This window comes from Paraburkholderia sediminicola (assembly GCF_046026895.1).
Taxonomy (GTDB): Bacteria; Pseudomonadota; Gammaproteobacteria; order Burkholderiales; family Burkholderiaceae; genus Paraburkholderia; species Paraburkholderia sediminicola_C.
Genome location: NZ_JAQQEU010000037.1, coordinates 40,385 through 57,292, shown reverse-complemented (window position 1 = coordinate 57,292; position 16,908 = coordinate 40,385). Strand labels below are relative to the sequence as shown.

The following is a 16,908-nucleotide window of genomic DNA, read 5'->3' as shown; positions in this document are numbered from 1 at the left end:
TTCTCCAAGCTAGTGGCCGCTTGTTCCGCACGATGACAGAGGTCCGGTCGATCTGTCGGCTTGCCTGAGTCGCCCCCCGGTGACTGACATCTGGCAGGTCGCATCGGCCGGCCTGTCCGCCAACTGCGGAGCGGCCGGTAAATGCCCGCCACGGAAGGCGACGGGCTACAGAGACTTGCGCAGGTTGACTGCGGGGATCTTGAGCGCTTCGCGGTACTTCGCAACGGTACGCCGTGCGACCACGAAGCCCTGTTCCGCCAGCAGTTCGGCTATGCGACTGTCTGAGAGAGGCGATTTCGGGTTTTCCGCTCCTATCAGTTGTTTGATGAGCGCGCGAATCGCCGTGGAAGAGGCCGCGCCGCCCGTGTCGGTTGAAACGTGCGAACCGAAAAAAAACTTGAATTCCAGCGTCCCGAATGGGGTCAGCATGTATTTACCGGTTGTCACACGCGAGACAGTCGACTCGTGTAGGCCCAGCGTATCAGCAATTTCTCGCAAAACCAAGGGGCGCATGGCAATTTCGCCGTGCACAAAAAAGCTCTTCTGACGCTCGACAATGGCTTGCGCTACGCGAAGGATGGTCTCGAAACGTTGCTGGATATTCTTGATCAGCCAGCGTGCTTCCTGCAGTTGCTGGCGCAACGATCCGCTGCCCGGATCGCCCCGGTTATTGCGCAGAATATTCGCGTACAGGTGGTTGATGCGCAGCTTCGGCACCACCTCCGGATTCAGTTCGGCCTGCCAACCCTGGGCGGTTTTACGAACCATGATGTCCGGCACCACGTAGTCCGCTTCGGCCTTGCCGTATGCGGCGCCCGGGAACGGTTCGAGCGAGCGGATCAGCATGTGCGCATCGCGCAGGTCGTCGTCGTTCGCCTTCAGATGTTTGCGCAGACGCGTGAAATCGCGCGCCGCGAGCAGTTCCAGGTAGTGTCCGACGATGTCGAGCGCGAGCGTTCGCGTAGGCGTCGGATCGAGCCGCAGCAGTTGCAGCTTCAGACATTCCGACGCGGAACGCGCGCCGACTCCGGCCGGGTCGAAGCTATGTAACAGCGCGAGCGCGGCATTCAATTCGTCGAGGTCGACTTCGAGTTCTTCGGGCAGATCGGCCTGCACTTCTTCGAGTGTGGCGGCGAGATAGCCGTCGTCGTCGAGGGACTCGATGAGGAACGTGATCAGCGCCCGGTCGCGCTGGCTCGCCTGGGTGACGCGCAATTGCGCCATCAGGTGGTCGCGCAGCGAAGTGCTCGATTCGTGGATTTGCAGCGGCGGCAGATCGTCGTCGTCCGAGGCGTTGCCGGAGCGGCCGTAGTCGTCGAGGTTCCATTGCGACGTATCGCCGTTGCTGTCGCCCGACAGGCCGTTGTATTCGTCGACCCCCTGCGGCTCGCCATTTTCGGCGCGCTCGCTGCCGCTCGCGGACGTGGACGAGCCGTTGCCGCCCATCTGGTCCGGCGGCGCGGAAGAGCTGGGCGACTGGGTGATCAGCGAGCCGTCCGCCGCCACGCGCAACGGGCTCGCGATCCAGTCATCCTCGTTTTCGAGGAGTGGATTCTGCGAGATCGCCATTGCGACTTCCTGCTGCAGTTCGAGCGTAGACAGCTGAAGCAGCCGGATGGACTGCTGCAGTTGTGGCGTCAGCGCAAGATGCTGCGATAGGCGGAGTTGGAGGCTGGCTTTCATGGCAAGTTGAGATTCATTGTAGAGAGTTTGCCACGACCGCGATACCTCGCGACATGCGCAATTGCGCGTGCGCCTTGTCGGCGGCGCTGGGCGCGGGACGGCCCAGGTCAAAAATGCAGATGTGCGGTTGCCGCAAAAGGACCGGCGGTTGCGCGCTCGCACCGCCGGTATTCCTTTGTGCACTTACATGCGGAAGTGCTCGCCCAGATAGACGCGCCGCACGCTTTCGTTTTCGATGATTTCGCTCGGCGCGCCGGCGGCCAGCACGCTGCCGTCGCTGATGATGTACGCGTGATCGCAGATGCCGAGCGTCTCGCGCACGTTGTGGTCGGTGATCAGGACGCCGATATTGCGCTGCTTCAGAAACTTGACGATCTTCTGGATTTCCAGCACCGCGATCGGGTCGACGCCCGCGAACGGTTCGTCGAGCAGAATGAAGCTCGGGTTGGTGGCCAGCGCCCGGGCAATTTCGACCCGGCGACGCTCGCCGCCCGACAGCGACAGCGCCGGATTTTCCCGCAAGTGCGCGATCTGCAGCTCGTCGAGCAAAGCTTCGGTGCGGGACGTGATGGTGTCCTTACTGAGCCGTTTGCCGTTGTCTTCGTGCTGCAATTCCAGCACCGCGCGAATATTTTCCTCAACGGAGAGCTTGCGGAACACGGAAGCTTCCTGCGGCAGATACGACAGCCCGAGCGACGCGCGCTTATGGATCGGCAGCAGGCTGATCGACTTTCCGTCCAGATCGATCTCACCCGCGTCGAGCGGCACGAGGCCGACGATCATATAGAACGAGGTGGTCTTGCCGGCGCCGTTGGGGCCGAGCAGGCCCACCACTTCGCCGCTTTTCACGTCGAGCGACACGTCTTTGACGACCGTGCGCGAACCGTAACGCTTCTTCAGACTACGCACGACCAGCGAACTGCTCGTGCCGGCCGGCTTGCGATTGGGTAGGGACGCGGAGGTGCTCACTGATTCGGCGCTCCCTGGATGGTGGTGGACGGCGCGAGCGTGGCCGACGCGCCGGTGAGGGGCGCGGCGCCGCCGTTGCGCGGCGACAGCATCGCACGCACGCGGCCGCTCGGGTTGCCGGGGCCGGCGACGTCCTTGCCTGCCTTCGCGGTATAGAAGTCGCTCTGGCCGTCATACGTGATGACGCTGCCGCGCACCTGGTCGATCACCGTCGACAAACCCTGCAGGCGGCGGACCGTGGCGTTCGTGGTGAGCGTGGTCAGATCCTGCTTGCCGTCGTAGTCGATACGGATGGCCGTGCCTTCGATGTATTCGTCGAGACCTTCGCGCTTCTGGCGGAAATACGACAGATTGCCGCCGCTCGACGTGCCGGTGGCGTACTGATAGCCCTGCGGGTCCTGCGTCACTTCGACACGATCGGCCTTGATCACGATCGTCCCTTTGGTGGCGACCACGTGGCCGGTGAAGATGTTGACCTGTTTGAGGTCGTCGTAAGTCATGTTGTCCGCTTCGATGTTCAGCGGCTTGTCCTTGTCGGCGCGATCCGCGTGCGCGAGCGGCGCGAAGCCGGCCAGCGGCAACGCGACGAGCAGCGCAGCGAGTCCGGCGCGGCACGCGGACAGAGTGGGCGAGCGGCCGGTATTAAAACGGGGGAACGATTCGTTCATGCAGTCACGCCTGGAATGGATTACCCGGGTTGCTTGGACGAGCGGCCGCCTGCTTCGGACGGCGCGATGGCGCCTCTCACGTTGCCGAACAGCTGCATCACCCGGGTGACGTTGTTGTAGTTCATGCCGCTGGCAGTCATCACCGACATGCCGCGCTGAAGTTTAACCGGCTTTTCGGTCTCGATCACATCGTCGTTGACCAGCACCCTAAAATGCTCCGAATCTGCCTGCATCTGCGGATCTCCGTAGCCGGGAGCCCGCAGAATGCGTGCATTGCCGTAGAGGTCGACGATCGACGCGTCGGCGTTCACCTTGCCGGTGTCGCCGGTCGCGGTGACGATCGGCTTGCCGGGCTGGAACGCGCGCATGGCGGGTTTGACCAGATCGCTCAGCTCGTCGTCTTCATAGTGAATCAGCGATTGGGCGGTCAGCCGGTATTGCGTCGCGCCCGATTGATCGAGTTCGGAAACCGAGAAGTTGTCGGCGAAGTAGTCGGGCGTGTGTTCCTTCGGGTGCGGCGCGCCTTCGTTCTGCCGCGGCAGTGTGGCTTGCAGGAGCCACCACGTGATACCGGCGAGAAAGGCCATCGCGACCAGCGGAATCAGTGAAGTCAGCCGGAACTGGCTCATCCGACGAGGCCCCGCTGTTCGCCGCTGCAGGCGGCCGCGAGCAACGCTTCATACTTGTGCTGGGCGCGCAGCAGCGTATCGCAGACTTCACGCGCGGCGCCGTAGCCACCGCGGGCTTCGCTGACCCAATGAGCCCGCGCGATCACTTCCGGATGCGAATTGGCCGGCGCTGCGGCGAAGCCGACCTTCAGCATCACGGCGAGGTCGACCCAGTCGTCGCCCATGTAGCCGCATTCTTCCGCGCTCATGCCGGTTTGCTGCAAAAGGTCCGCAAACGCCTGGGGTTTGTCCTGCACCCCCTGATACACGTGCGTGATGTTCATTTCCTTCGCGCGTGCCGCGACGATGCCCGACTTGCGCCCGGTGATGATCGCCGTTTCGATGCCGGCCTGGCGCAGCAGCTTCATGCCGTGGCCGTCCATCGAGTTGAAGCCCTTCATCGTGTCGCCTTCCGCCGTGAACAGCAGACCGCCGTCGGTCAGTACGCCGTCGACGTCGAAAATCATCAGTTTCACGCGGCTTGCGCGTTCGGTGGCGGTAGGAGGGGCAATGGCCATCAGATCACCTTCTTCGAGAACAGGTCGTGCATGTTGAGTGCGCCGATCAGCTTGCCTGCTTCGTCGACGACCAGCATCTGATTGATGCGGAAGCGCTCCATCAGTTCCACGGCTTCCACCGCGAGGTGGTCCGGGCCGATGGTGCGCGGGCCGGCGGTCATCACGGAGGCGATCGACAGCTGACGGAAATCGCCGTCGCGTTCGAGCACGCGGCGCAAGTCGCCGTCGGTGAAGATGCCGGTGACGCGGCCGTCGTGGTCGACGATCGCGGTCATGCCCATGCGCTTGGCGGTCAACTGGAACAGCGCGTCGCGCACGGTGGCCTCGGGCGTGACCTTCGGCACCTGCTCGCCGGTGCGCATCACGTCGCGTACATAGGTGAGCAGACGGCGGCCGAGCGCGCCGCCCGGATGCGAGCGTGCGAAATCGTCGCGCCCGAAGCCGCGCGCGTCGAGCACCGCTACCGCGAGCGCGTCGCCGAGCGCGAGCGCGGCGGTGGTGCTTGCGGTCGGCGCGAGATTCATCGGGCAGGCTTCTTTCGCCACCGCGGAATTCAGGTGCACGTCGGCCAGTTGTGCGAGACTCGACGACGGGCGTCCGGTCATCGCGATCAGCTTCGCGCCGAGCCGCTTGATCAGCGGCAGGATCGCCACGAGTTCTTCGGTTTCGCCGGAATTGGACAACGCGAGGAACACGTCGTCAGAAGTGACCATGCCGAGGTCGCCATGGCTGGCTTCCGCAGGATGCACGAAGAACGCGGGTGTACCGGTGCTGGCCAGCGTGGCCGCGAGCTTGCGCGCCACATGGCCGGATTTGCCGATGCCTGAGACGACCACCCGCCCACGGCAGCCCAAGATGAAATCGACCGCCCCTACAAAGCCGTCGTCGAGTTGGTCACGAAGGGCGCGCACGGCGTCCGCTTCGATGTCGAGCACGTCGCGAGCGAGCATGAGTGCCCGGTCGCCATTGATTTTCGCTATCATGCGCGGAGTATAGCAAAGGCGCCTGTTCGCCGCGCCGGGCCTGCTGTGCCAAGCCGCTGCCTTGATTAGCCCTTTTACCGGCCCCTCAACCTTGTCGCACGGCGTTTCTCGTGCGCGGTTCCGCTGACGAACGAGGACGCTTTACCGATGCGTGTTTGCCGATGATTTCCCCGCTCGAGATGACGCTGTTCCTGTTGCTGGCATCGGTGGCGGGCGTGGTGATCTTTCGCTTTCTGAATCTTCCGCCGATGCTTGGTTATCTGACGGTCGGCATCGTCGTCGGGCCGCACGCGTTCGGTTTGATTCCGGATTCGGCCGGTGCGCAAAACCTCGCCGAATTCGGCGTGGTGTTCCTGATGTTTTCGATCGGGCTCGAGTTCTCGCTCTCCAAGCTGCGCTCGATGCGCCGGCTGGTGTTCGGCCTCGGCCTGTTGCAGGTGATCGGCACGATCGCCGTGGCGGTGACGCTCGGCTTCGTGCTGGAGCGCTGGGTGCATATCACGTGGCAGGCGAGCGTGGCGCTGGGCGGCGCGCTCGCCATGTCGTCCACGGCGATCGTCAGCAAGATGCTGGCGGAGCGGCTCGAGATCGAAACGGAGCATGGCCGCAATATCTTCGGGGTCCTGCTGTTCCAGGATCTGGCGGTGGTGCCGCTGCTGATTATCATCGCGGCGCTCGGCGGCAAGTCGGAAGATCTCGTCAGCGCGCTCGGGGTCGCGGCAATCAAGATCGTGGTGGCACTGGCGCTGCTGTTGATCGTCGGGCAGCGCTTCATGACACGCTGGTTCAACGTGGTCGCGCGGCGCCGGTCGCAGGAACTGTTCATTCTCAATCTGTTGCTGGTGACGCTCGGCGCGGCGTTCATCACGGACAAGTTGGGACTCTCGCTCGCGCTCGGCGCGTTCATCGCCGGCATGCTGATTGCCGAGACGCCGTACCGGCATCAGGTGGAAGAGGACATCAAGCCGTTTCGCGACGTGCTGCTCGGTCTGTTCTTCGTGACCACCGGCATGCTGCTGAATCCGGTCGTCATCTGGGAGCATCCGCTCGTCGTGCTCGCCTTCCTGGTCGGTCCGCTGCTGCTGAAGGCGGTGATGATCACCGGCTTGTCGCGGCTGTTCGGCGCGTCGCCGGGTGTCGCGATGCGCACCGGTATCGGCCTCGCGCAAGCCGGCGAGTTCGGCTTCGTGCTGCTGAATCTGATTCTCGACCGGCATCTGGTCGACGCCACGCTGCTGCAGGCGATTCTCGCGGCGATGCTGCTGTCGATGCTGGCCGCGCCGTTCCTGATTCAAAACGCGGACCGCATCGTGCTGCGGCTGTCGTCGACCGAATGGATGATGCAGTCGTTGCAGATGACGCGCATCGCCACGCAAAGCCTGAAGCAAAGCGGCCACGTGATCATTTGCGGCTACGGCCGCTCCGGCCAGAATCTGGCGCGCATGCTGGAGCATGAAGGCTTGTCGTATGTCGCGCTGGATCTCGACCCTGATCGCGTCTCGGCGGCGGCCGCGGCGGGCGAATCGGTCGTGTTCGGCGATGCCGGGCGGCGCGAGTCGCTGCTCGCCGCCGGTATCCATCGCGCGGCGACGATCGCGATCACTTACGCGAACACGCCATCGGCATTGCGCGTGCTGCACAACATTCACGAACTGGAGCCGACGCTGCCGGTGATCGTGCGCACCGTCGACGACGCCGATCTGGAAAAGCTGCTGGCCGCTGGCGCGACCGAGGTGATTCCGGAAATCGTCGAAGGCAGTCTGATGCTGGCCTCGCATACGCTGGTGGTGATGGGCGTGCCGATGCGGCGCGTGGTGCGGCGCGTCGAGGAGATGCGCGACGAGCGCTATGCGCTGTTGCGCGGCTATTTCCACGGCGCCGACGACATGGAAGACGACGACGGCCACGAACAGGTGCGGCTACAATCGGTGCCGGTCGACGCCAACGCGGACGCGGTGGGCCGCACGCTGGCGGAGTTGGGCTTGTTCGAGCTGGGGGTGGAAGTGACGGCGATTCGCCGGCACGGCATTCGCGGCGTCGAGCCGGACCCGTCCACCAAGCTGCGCGCGAGCGACATCGTGGTGCTGCGCGGTCTGCCTGAACAACTGACGCAGGCCGAGGAACTGCTTTCGAAGCATCGCCGCGCGGGCGCCGCCGCGGCCTAGGCGATGGTCGCTGAGGCGGCTGGCCCGTCGCCGCTGCTGCTGTTGTTGCGCCGCGCTTGCAGGCCGCGCGGCGCGAGCCACCCTGATTCGCTTTTCGTCGGACCTGTCGAGGTCCACCCGGAGACATCATGTCCAACGCGCTCGTGAGCGCGCCGCTCGATGCGGCCAACTACATCAAAAGCCATATCCGCACGGTGCCCGACTGGCCGCAGCCTGGCGTGCAGTTCCGCGACATCACGCCGCTGCTGCAGGAGCCCAGATCGCTGCGCGTGCTGATCGACCTGTTCGTGCAGCGTTATATCGACGCGAAGCTCGACTACATCGCCGGGCTGGATGCGCGCGGTTTCATCATCGGGCCAATCCTCGCGTACGAGTTGAACCTCGGCTTCATCCCGATCCGCAAGTCGGGCAAGCTGCCTTATAAGCGGCTCGCGCAATCGTATGAGCTCGAATACGGCACGGCGACCGTCGAGATTCACGAAGACGCGTGCGAGCCCGGCGACCGGATTGTCATCATCGACGATCTGATCGCCACCGGCGGCACGATGATGGCCGGCAAGATTCTGCTCGAACGGCTCGGCGCGGTCGTCGTGGAAGGCGCGGCGATTGTCGATCTGCCCGAACTGGGCGGCTCGAAGCTGTTGCGCGACAGCGGCCTCGCGCTCTACACGGCGACGAGCTTCGACGGTCATTGAGCGCGCGCTGATTGGCGCGTTTTTCCATGCGCGCTTGTCCGCGCGTTTCTCCGCGCATTCGGCCGCCCACGAAGAAGGTAACAACGATGCCCAACTTCCTGCTGTTTCTCGCTACGTCGATCGCCATCACCGTGGCGCCCGGCCCGGACAATCTGCAAGTGCTCGCGCGCGGCATCTCGCAGGGCCGCGCGGCGGGTCTCGTCGCCGCGCTCGGCTTCGCGGCCGGCATCACGTTTCACACGACGCTGGCCGCGCTCGGCGTCGCCGCGTTGCTGCGTTCGTCGCCATTCGCGTTCGAGGCGATCAAGCTGGCCGGCGCGGCGTATCTGGTCTGGATCGGCATCAAGGCGCTGCGCAGCCAGGGGCTCGCGACCGCGCATCAGCGCGCGCCGCAGCCGCTCATCACGGTGTTTCGCCAGAGCGTGCTCGGCAACCTGCTGAACCCGAAAGTGACGCTGTTCTTCGTCGTGTTCCTGCCGCAGTTCGTGCAGCCGCACGGCGCGCAAAGCGTCACGGTGCAAATGCTCGAACTCGGCGTGCTGTTCATGTTGCAGACGGTGGTGGTGTTTTCGCTGTTCGGCGTGTGCGCGGGGATCATCGGCGGCTGGCTCAAGCGTCGGCCGCGCGTGGGCCTATGGCTCGATCGCCTGGCCGGCGCTACGTTCATCGCGATCGGGATTCGTGTCGCGTTGCGCGACTGACGTGATTGATGCAGCGCGCGGCGTCCGCCGCGCAGTGTGAAAAGTTTAGCTGGAGCTTGAGATGACCTTGCCTTGCCTCACCGCCGCGCGCCGGTTCGACCCCGCCGCGCATCGGCCGTTCTGGATCGGCGCCGAACAGGTCGGCTGGATCCGCGCGAGCGATGTGCCGTTGCTCGAACGCTGGCCCGATGTGTTCGACATGGACGGTAGTGACGACAACGCCCGCGTGACGCTCTCGGCCGCGTTCAATACCGTCGATCTGCGCAGCGCGGCGCTCGGCTCGGTGATCGGCGCGCTCGCCGCCGAAGGCCGCATTCCAGGCTGGCGCAACGAGACCTACGCGATCCGCAATGCGTTCGATGCAGCGCCGCTCGCGTATATCGAACGCGCGGCGTCGCGCTTTTTCGGCACGATGACCTACGCGGTGCATCTGAACGGCGTCGTAGAATACGTCGATGGTGCCCCGCAACTGTGGATCGCGCGCCGCAGCGACACCAAGGCGACCGACCCCGGCATGCTCGACAATGTCGTCGCGGGCGGGATTGGTTGGGGCTTCGGCATCGAGGCGACGATCATCAAGGAGTGCTGGGAAGAGGCCGGCATCCCCGAGGAGATCGCCGCGCGCGCCGTGGCGGGACGCACCGCGCACGTGCTGCAGTCATTGCCGGAAGGCACGCAGGCAGAACAGATTTTCATCTACGACCTCGCGCTGCCGGCCGATTTCGCGCCGCGCAATCAGGACGGCGAAGTGGGCGAGCACCGGCTCGCGCGCATCGATGAAGTGGCGCGCTGGATCGAAGAGGGCGCGCTGACGGTGGACGCGAGTCTTGCCACGCTGGATTGTCTGCTGCGCCGCCGTTGGATCGATGAAGACGCGTGTGAAGGCATCGAAGCGTTGTTTGCACCGCCGGCGCTCGCTTAGGTGAGTGCATCGACGGCACCCGGCACTCGCGCAACGAACAGCACGCTAAACCCAGCCGTACGGACTGAACAAACTACGCATTGAAGAAGGGAGTCACCCAGGTCATGTCGACCGATCACAGCTTTATTCTCAAACTGTCGTGCGCCGACCGGCCCGGCATCGTTCACGCCGTGTCGGGCTTTCTGTTCGAGCGTGGCAGCAATATTCTCGACTCCGCGCAGTTCGGCGACAGCCGCACCGGCGAGTTCTTCATGCGCGTGCATTTTCAGCAGGTGGGCGGCGACCCGGGGCTGGACGCGTTGCGCGCGTCGTTCGCGGCGCTCGCCGCACAGTTCGGCATGCGCTGGGAGTTGCACGACGCGTCGGTGAAGCCGCGCGTGGTCATCATGGTGTCGAAGATCGGCCATTGCCTGAACGATCTGCTGTTCCGCTACCGCACCGGGCAACTGGCCATCGAGATTCCGGCGATCATCTCGAATCACAAGGAGTTCTATCAGCTCGCCGCCAGCTACGACATTCCGTTCCATCACTTCCCGCTGACGGGTGGCACGCCCGACGCGAAGGCCGCACAGGAAGCGCGCGTGCTCGAAGTGATCGACGAACATCAGGCGGATCTGGTGGTGCTCGCGCGCTACATGCAGATTCTGTCGCCGAAGCTGTGTGAAGCGCTGGCCGGGCGCGCGATCAACATTCACCACTCGTTCCTGCCGAGCTTCAAGGGCGCGAAACCGTATTACCAGGCGTTCGACCGCGGCGTGAAGCTGATCGGCGCAACCGCGCATTACGTGACGACGGATCTCGACGAAGGTCCGATCATCGAGCAGGAAGTGGAACGCGTCGACCACAGCATGACGCCGGAGCAGTTGACGGCGATCGGGCGTGACGTCGAATGCGTGACGCTCGCGCGTGCGGTGAAGTGGCACGTGGAGCATCGCGTGGTGTTGAACGGGAGTAAGACGGTGGTATTTCGGTAGGAGCGGGGGGGCGCGTTAGGCGCTCCTCACGCTTGCAGCGGGCGGGGGCTAGGCCTATATCCGTGTCTTCGCGATGCGGCGGGTTGCCCCGCTCAACCGCTGCGCAACCACCGCACGGACGCCTCACGCGATAGCCACCGGCGGTCGTCGCGGCACTACCTGCTATTCCCCGCAAAAGCGCGCCGACCGATGCCGGCGCGACCTTTACCTAAGATTGTGCCGCCGGGCCGCCCGGGCTCCGCGCAAGTCCGGCGTTTTGCGCCGAGCGGCGGCGCGCATTCAGCTTCTTCAGCCAGATCAACAAGCCCGTTGCGCTCAGCATGGCGACTGCCACGCCCATTGCGCTGATCAGAATCCGTCCGCCGAGTCCGAGGATGCGTCCCGAGTGCAGCGGGAATTGCACCTGCATGAAGATGTCGCCAGCCGTGCCCTTGCCGGGAATCGTTTTGCCGAGCGGCTTGCCGGTGGCCGCGTCCCAATACATCCACGGGTTGCCGAGGCCGATGTCACCGTGATCGTTGCCGGGCGCATAAAAGCCCACACCGTATGCATGCAGGAATTGCGCGTAGTAGACGCCGCCCGCCGGCACGGAAAGGTTCATCGCCTTGCCGGCCTGCTCCGCTAGTTCCACGATCCGCTCGCGGCTCAGCACCTGATCGCCGGGTTGCGGCGCGCGCAGAAGCTCCGGGTTGTTGATCGGGTCCGGCGTGAGCTTCGAGAACAGCGATACGACGGGCCGGACCACCGGCGCGGACAGATTCATCGATATCGATGTCAGCGCGATGATCGTCAGCAGGCCCCAGATCCACACGCCGCCGGAGCGGTGCAGGTCGAAGGTGAGCGCATAGCCGCCGCGCTTCAGACGAAACGCGAACGACTTGCGCCAGGCCTTGAAGCTCGGGAACGACAGCACGAGCGCGATGACGCTGTCGAACAGCCACACGGTGCCGACGATGCCCATCAGCCACGTGCCCGTATCGACGTTGCCGGTAAACGGCAATTGCAGCGTGTAGTGCAGCTTGTAGATGAACGGAATCAGATGGATCCGCGCGAGCGACGCGACGCCCCATTCGCGGCGTCCCTGAATTTCGCCGGTCGCGGGATCGACGGCGATCTGGTTGAAGTCGAGCGGGTAGGGCTGCTTCGTGGCGGGGTTGGTGCCCGGCAGCACCATCATCTGCAGCGTATGGCCCGGTTCGGCGGTGAGCGGCAGAAAAGTCACCTGTAGCCGCGGATCGGCGGCTTCCACGCGCCGCGCCAGCTCCAGCCCGGACAGCGCCGGCGCGTGCGTGCGGGCTTTGAAGAACGACGGGTTCAGCGCCGCGTCGAGCTCATGGTCCCACGCGATGATCGCGCCAGTCAGTCCGGCGACGAAGAGGAACAATGCGGTGGCGACGCCGAACCAGCGATGCAGGCGGACGAGCTGGCGTCTCATGCGCGGGCCGCGAGGGCGGAGCGGAAATGCTGAGGGGGCGTCACGAAGTCGGGCTTTTTGCGAATGGGAATTGTTCGCATCGTAGGGACTTCTACGAACTACCGCAAGCTTCCCGTCAGCACGGCGCCTATCAATGCGTTACGGGGTCCAAACGCAAAACGCGAAAAAAAAGCGGCACCGAAGTGCCGCTTCCGTTGCACGCTCTGCCGCGCGGCGGGTCACACCAGCCGCAGATAGATCAGTTCCCGCTTGATATACGCATAGAAGATCGGCGCCGCGATGACCCCGGGCATGCCGAACGCCGCTTCCATCACGAGCATCGCGATCAGCAGTTCCCACGCGCGCGCCTCGATCTGCCCGCCGACGATGCGCGCGTTCAGGAAGTATTCGAGCTTGTGAATCAGGATCAGGAACACGAGCGACATGACCGCCGCCGGAAAGCTCACCGACAGCGCCACCGCGACGATGATCGTGTTCGAGATCAGGTTGCCGATCACCGGCAGCAAGCCGACGATGAACGTCACCAGCACCAGCGTTTTGGACAGCGGCAGCCGGTCGTGAAAGATCGGCAGGATCACCAGCAGGAAGATGGCGGTGAAGACCGCGTTGATCGCGGAAATCTTCACCTGTGCGAACACGATGCGGCGAAACGCGTCGGCGAACCGCGTGACGCGCGTGATGAACGCCGTGGACAGCGGCAGCCGGTGCATATGCTTCTGCGCGCCGACCGCGATGATCGCGCCGATGATCATGCCGATCAGGATGTGCGTGAAGCCGCGCGCCGCCGTCGTGCCGCTTTGCTGCAGCATGTTGGCGTGCGTGTGCATCAGCTCTTCCGCCTTGGCCTTCATCTGCTCGGTGTCGACCGGCAGAGAGTTGGCGACGAATTGCGGAATCCGGCCGCGCGCCTCGTGGATCAGTTGCATGGCCTGATCGAGCAGATTCTGCACGCTCGGCACGTCGTTCTCGAAATGCTCGATGATGCCGAGCGTAAGCCCCGTGAGCGCCCCCACGATCAACGTCGACAGAATCACCACCGCGAGCCAGCGCGCGCGCATGCTCGACATGTGGCGCTCGATGCGCGGCGCGATCGTATGCACGAGCTGGAACACCAGCAGTCCGGCGAGCAGCGCGCCGAGCAGCTTCAGTTCGATGACCGCCCACATGCCGACCAGCATCACAACATAACTGCCGATTTCGACTGCCGACAGCTTCGGCAGGCTCATGTCGCTAGTCAGCCTGACCGGGCGTGGGCGTAGGTCCTGGACTTGCCCGTCGTCGCGCGCCTGATTCCGCTTGGCCATGACTTATTCCGTCTCCAACCCGTGTTGTGCAGCGTTACTTTTTGCTGGCAGCCCGTTTCAGCAGGGGCGCCAGATACTTGCCGGTAAAACTTGCCTTCGACTTCGCGACCTGCTCAGGCGGGCCTTGAGCGATGATCTGCCCGCCGCCCGCGCCGCCTTCAGGACCGAGGTCGATGACCCAGTCGGCGGTTTTGATTACATCGAGATTATGCTCGATGATCACGACGGTATTACCCTGGTCGCGTAAACGATGGATGACTTCCAGCAACAGCGCGATATCGTGAAAGTGCAAACCGGTGGTCGGCTCGTCAAGAATGTACAGGGTGCGACCCGTGTCGCGCTTGCTCAGTTCCAAAGATAGTTTGACGCGCTGCGCCTCGCCGCCCGACAGCGTGGTAGCCGACTGGCCCAGCCGGATATAGCCCAGACCCACGTCCAGCAAGGTTTTCAGCTTGCGCGCGACGACCGGCACCGGCTTGAAGAACTCATAAGCGGTTTCCACCGTCATGTCGAGCACTTCGCTGATGTTCCTGCCTTTGTACTGAACGTCCAGCGTCTCGCGGTTGTAGCGCTTGCCATGGCAGACGTCGCAAGGCACGTACACGTCCGGCAGGAAGTGCATTTCCACCTTCAGGACGCCGTCGCCCTGACAGGCTTCGCAGCGGCCGCCCTTCACGTTGAACGAGAAGCGGCCCGGGTCGTAGCCGCGTTCCTTGGCTGCGGGCACGCCCGCGAACAGCTCGCGGATCGGCGTGAAGAGGCCGGTGTAGGTGGCCGGGTTCGAGCGCGGCGTGCGGCCGATCGGCGACTGGTCGACGTTGATGACCTTGTCGAAATGTTCGAGGCCCTCGATCGACTCATATGGTGCCGGCTCGGTGGCCGAGCCGTACAGGTGATGCGCGACCGCGTGATAGAGCGTGTCGTTGATCAGCGTCGACTTGCCCGAGCCGGACACGCCGGTCACGCAGGTGAGCAGGCCGACCGGCAGGTCCAGCGAGACCCGTTGCAGATTGTTGCCGTGCGCCTCGACGATGCGCAGGCGCCGCTCGTCCGGCTCCTTGCGCTCGTCGGGGAATTCGATGTTGCGCGCGCCGGACATGTACTGGCCGGTCATCGACGCCGCGTTCGCCTGCACCTGTTTGGGCGTGCCCTCGGCGATCACCATGCCGCCGTGCTCGCCCGCGCCGGGGCCCATGTCGACCACGTAGTCGGCCATGCGGATCATGTCTTCGTCGTGCTCGACGACGATCACCGAGTTGCCCAGATCGCGCAGATGTTTGAGCGTGGCGATGAGCCGGTCGTTGTCGCGTTGATGCAGGCCGATCGACGGCTCGTCCAGCACGTACATCACGCCGGTCAGGCCGGAGCCGATCTGCGACGCGAGGCGAATCCGTTGCGCTTCGCCTCCCGACAACGTTTCCGCGCTGCGTTCGAGCGACAGGTAGTCCAGCCCGACGTTATTCAGGAACATCAGCCGCGCGACGATTTCCTTCACGACCTTGTCGGCTATCTCGCGCTTCGAGCCTTCCAGCCGCAGCGTCTGGAAATAGCCGAGCGCATCGCGCAACGGCCAGCCGCTGATTTCGAAGATGCCGCGCGCGTCGCCGTCCGCGCCGATCCGCACGAAGCGCGCTTCGCGACGCAAGCGCGTGCCGGCGCAGGCCGGGCACGGCTGGTTGTTCTGATACTTGGCGAGTTCTTCGCGCACCGCGACCGAGTCGGTCTCGCGATAGCGCCGCTCCAGATTCGGGATGATCCCTTCGAACACATGCTCGCGCACCGAGGTGCGGCCGCGTTCGTTGATATACGAGAACGGAATCTCCTGCTTGCCCGAACCGAACAGCAGGATCTTGCGGACTTTCTCCGGCAGGTCTTCGACGGCCGTGTCGATGTCGAACTCGTAGAACGCCGCGAGACTTTGCAGCATCTGGAAGTAGAACTGGTTGCGCCGGTCCCAGCCCTTCACCGCGCCCGCCGCGAGCGACAGCGACGGATGCGCGACCACCCGCTTCGGATCGAAGAAGGTGATCTGGCCGAGGCCGTCGCATTCCGGGCACGCGCCCATCGGGTTATTGAACGAGAAGAGCCGCGGCTCCAGTTCCTGCAGCGAATACGAGCAGATCGGGCAGGCGAACTTCGAGCTGAACAGATGCTCCTTGTCCGTGTCCATTTCAAGCGCGATGGCGCGGCCGTCGGCCAGACGCAGCGCCGTTTCGAAGGATTCAGCGAGGCGCTGCTTCATGTCCGGGCGCACCTTCAGCCGGTCGACGACGACGTCGATCGTGTGCTTGTCGTTCTTTTTCAGCTTCGGCAGCGAGTCGACTTCATAGATCTTCGCGACGCCTTCATTGGCTGTGCCGCCGCCCGAACGCACGCGAAAACGGATGAAGCCCTGCGCCTGCATTTCCTCGAACAGTTCGACGTGTTCGCCTTTGCGGTTCGCCACCACGGGCGCGAGGATCATCAGCCTGGTCTCTTCCGGCAACGCGAGCGCCGCGTCGACCATTTGCGACACGCTTTGCGCTTCGAGCGGAATCTCGTGATCGGGACAATAGGGCGTGCCGACCCGCGCGAACAGCAAGCGCAGATAGTCGTGAATTTCGGTGACCGTGCCGACCGTGGAGCGCGGATTGTGCGAGGTCGCTTTCTGTTCGATCGAGATGGCCGGCGACAGGCCTTCGATCAGATCGACGTCCGGTTTCTCCATCAACTGCAGGAACTGGCGCGCGTAGGCGGAGAGGCTTTCGACGTAGCGCCGCTGTCCTTCCGCATAGAGCGTGTCGAACGCCAGCGACGATTTGCCCGAGCCGGAAAGGCCCGTAATGACGACGAGCTTGTGACGCGGTAGGTCCAGATTGACGTTCTTCAGGTTGTGGGTGCGAGCCCCACGAATACGGATTTGTTCCACGGATTTATTCCATGAACTGGCGGAAAGAGGAAGAGGCTAAACCTGCTACTATAACGACTTTTCAAGGCCGCCGTTACGGCTTCCTGACAGCGGAAACAACGCGCGAGGCAGGCTGTAAGGCAGCGGTTTAGCGCCGCGGGGAAGGGGTTTAACTGGGGCCGTTTTCCGCGAGTACAAGGCACAGCGAAGCGTCAGCGCAGTGCTGCGAGGCTGACGGCTCGAAAGCCGTGCCAAGGGCATTGCGCCCATCACGTGTCAAGCCGCCGGCTCGCGGGCGTCCCAACGGACCGGTTGCCGGTTGACCGCCGCCAGTCG

Annotated in this window: 14 protein-coding genes; 5 read left to right on the top strand and 9 right to left on the bottom strand. The window is 64.1% G+C overall.

Annotated features, from left to right (window positions below; all coding sequences use genetic code 11):
• Positions 1 to 165: 165 nt before the first annotated feature.
• The 6 genes from PQR02_RS24170 to kdsD form a co-directional block, all read right to left on the bottom strand.
• The gene (locus PQR02_RS24170; protein WP_408236928.1) at positions 166 to 1,683 is read right to left on the bottom strand and encodes an RNA polymerase factor sigma-54; all 1,518 of its coding nucleotides are present in this window, start codon (positions 1,681 to 1,683) and stop codon (positions 166 to 168) included.
• A gap of 183 nt (positions 1,684 to 1,866) precedes the next feature.
• On the bottom strand, positions 1,867 to 2,652 hold the full coding sequence (gene lptB / locus PQR02_RS24165; protein WP_149668478.1) for an LPS export ABC transporter ATP-binding protein: 786 nt from the start codon (positions 2,650 to 2,652) through the stop codon (positions 1,867 to 1,869).
• Positions 2,649 to 3,320 carry a lipopolysaccharide transport periplasmic protein LptA gene (gene lptA / locus PQR02_RS24160; RefSeq protein ID WP_408236924.1) on the bottom strand — a complete coding sequence of 224 codons (672 nt, stop codon included), beginning with the start codon at positions 3,318 to 3,320 and terminating at the stop codon, positions 2,649 to 2,651. Before lptA ends, lptB begins: the two co-directional genes overlap by 4 nt.
• A gap of 20 nt (positions 3,321 to 3,340) precedes the next feature.
• Entirely contained in the window at positions 3,341 to 3,949 is a 609-nt protein-coding gene (lptC, locus tag PQR02_RS24155; RefSeq protein WP_408236921.1) for an LPS export ABC transporter periplasmic protein LptC, read from the bottom strand.
• On the bottom strand, positions 3,946 to 4,506 hold the full coding sequence (locus tag PQR02_RS24150) for a KdsC family phosphatase (RefSeq protein ID WP_408236918.1): 561 nt from the start codon (positions 4,504 to 4,506) through the stop codon (positions 3,946 to 3,948). Before PQR02_RS24150 ends, lptC begins: the two co-directional genes overlap by 4 nt.
• Complete coding sequence (kdsD, locus tag PQR02_RS24145; protein WP_408236915.1) at positions 4,506 to 5,489, bottom strand: arabinose 5-phosphate isomerase KdsD; 984 nt, start codon at positions 5,487 to 5,489, stop codon at positions 4,506 to 4,508. Before kdsD ends, PQR02_RS24150 begins: the two co-directional genes overlap by 1 nt.
• Before the next feature lie 161 nt (positions 5,490 to 5,650).
• On the opposite strand from kdsD, the gene PQR02_RS24140 reads away from it, so the two are divergent.
• The 5 genes from PQR02_RS24140 (at position 5,651) to purU (ending at position 10,946) form a co-directional block, all read left to right on the top strand.
• Positions 5,651 to 7,654 (top strand): monovalent cation:proton antiporter family protein, encoded by a 2,004-nt coding sequence (locus PQR02_RS24140; protein ID WP_408236976.1) that lies wholly within the window; start codon positions 5,651 to 5,653, stop codon positions 7,652 to 7,654.
• A gap of 128 nt (positions 7,655 to 7,782) precedes the next feature.
• The gene (locus PQR02_RS24135; RefSeq protein ID WP_408236912.1) at positions 7,783 to 8,349 is read left to right on the top strand and encodes an adenine phosphoribosyltransferase; all 567 of its coding nucleotides are present in this window, start codon (positions 7,783 to 7,785) and stop codon (positions 8,347 to 8,349) included.
• 86 nt (positions 8,350 to 8,435) lie between these two features.
• Entirely contained in the window at positions 8,436 to 9,050 is a 615-nt protein-coding gene (locus PQR02_RS24130; protein WP_408236909.1) for a LysE family translocator, read from the top strand.
• Positions 9,051 to 9,111: 61 nt separating this feature from the next.
• Positions 9,112 to 9,972 carry an NUDIX hydrolase gene (locus PQR02_RS24125; protein WP_408236906.1) on the top strand — a complete coding sequence of 287 codons (861 nt, stop codon included), beginning with the start codon at positions 9,112 to 9,114 and terminating at the stop codon, positions 9,970 to 9,972.
• Between the two features lie 104 nt (positions 9,973 to 10,076).
• A complete protein-coding gene (gene purU / locus PQR02_RS24120; protein ID WP_408236903.1) occupies positions 10,077 to 10,946 on the top strand; it encodes a formyltetrahydrofolate deformylase in 870 nt (289 codons plus the stop codon).
• 208 nt (positions 10,947 to 11,154) lie between these two features.
• On the opposite strand, the gene PQR02_RS24115 is transcribed toward purU, so the two are convergent.
• The 3 genes from PQR02_RS24115 to uvrA all read right to left on the bottom strand — a co-directional run bounded on the left by PQR02_RS24115 (position 11,155) and on the right by uvrA (position 16,593).
• Positions 11,155 to 12,381, bottom strand: coding sequence for a PepSY-associated TM helix domain-containing protein (locus PQR02_RS24115; RefSeq protein WP_408236900.1), 1,227 nt, complete (start codon positions 12,379 to 12,381; stop codon positions 11,155 to 11,157).
• 218 nt (positions 12,382 to 12,599) lie between these two features.
• Positions 12,600 to 13,685: an AI-2E family transporter gene (locus PQR02_RS24110; protein WP_408236897.1), complete on the bottom strand. Its 1,086-nt coding sequence runs from the start codon at positions 13,683 to 13,685 to the stop codon at positions 12,600 to 12,602.
• 34 nt (positions 13,686 to 13,719) lie between these two features.
• Positions 13,720 to 16,593 (bottom strand): excinuclease ABC subunit UvrA, encoded by a 2,874-nt coding sequence (uvrA, locus tag PQR02_RS24105; RefSeq protein ID WP_408236894.1) that lies wholly within the window; start codon positions 16,591 to 16,593, stop codon positions 13,720 to 13,722.
• Between the last annotated feature and the right edge of the window lie 315 nt (positions 16,594 to 16,908).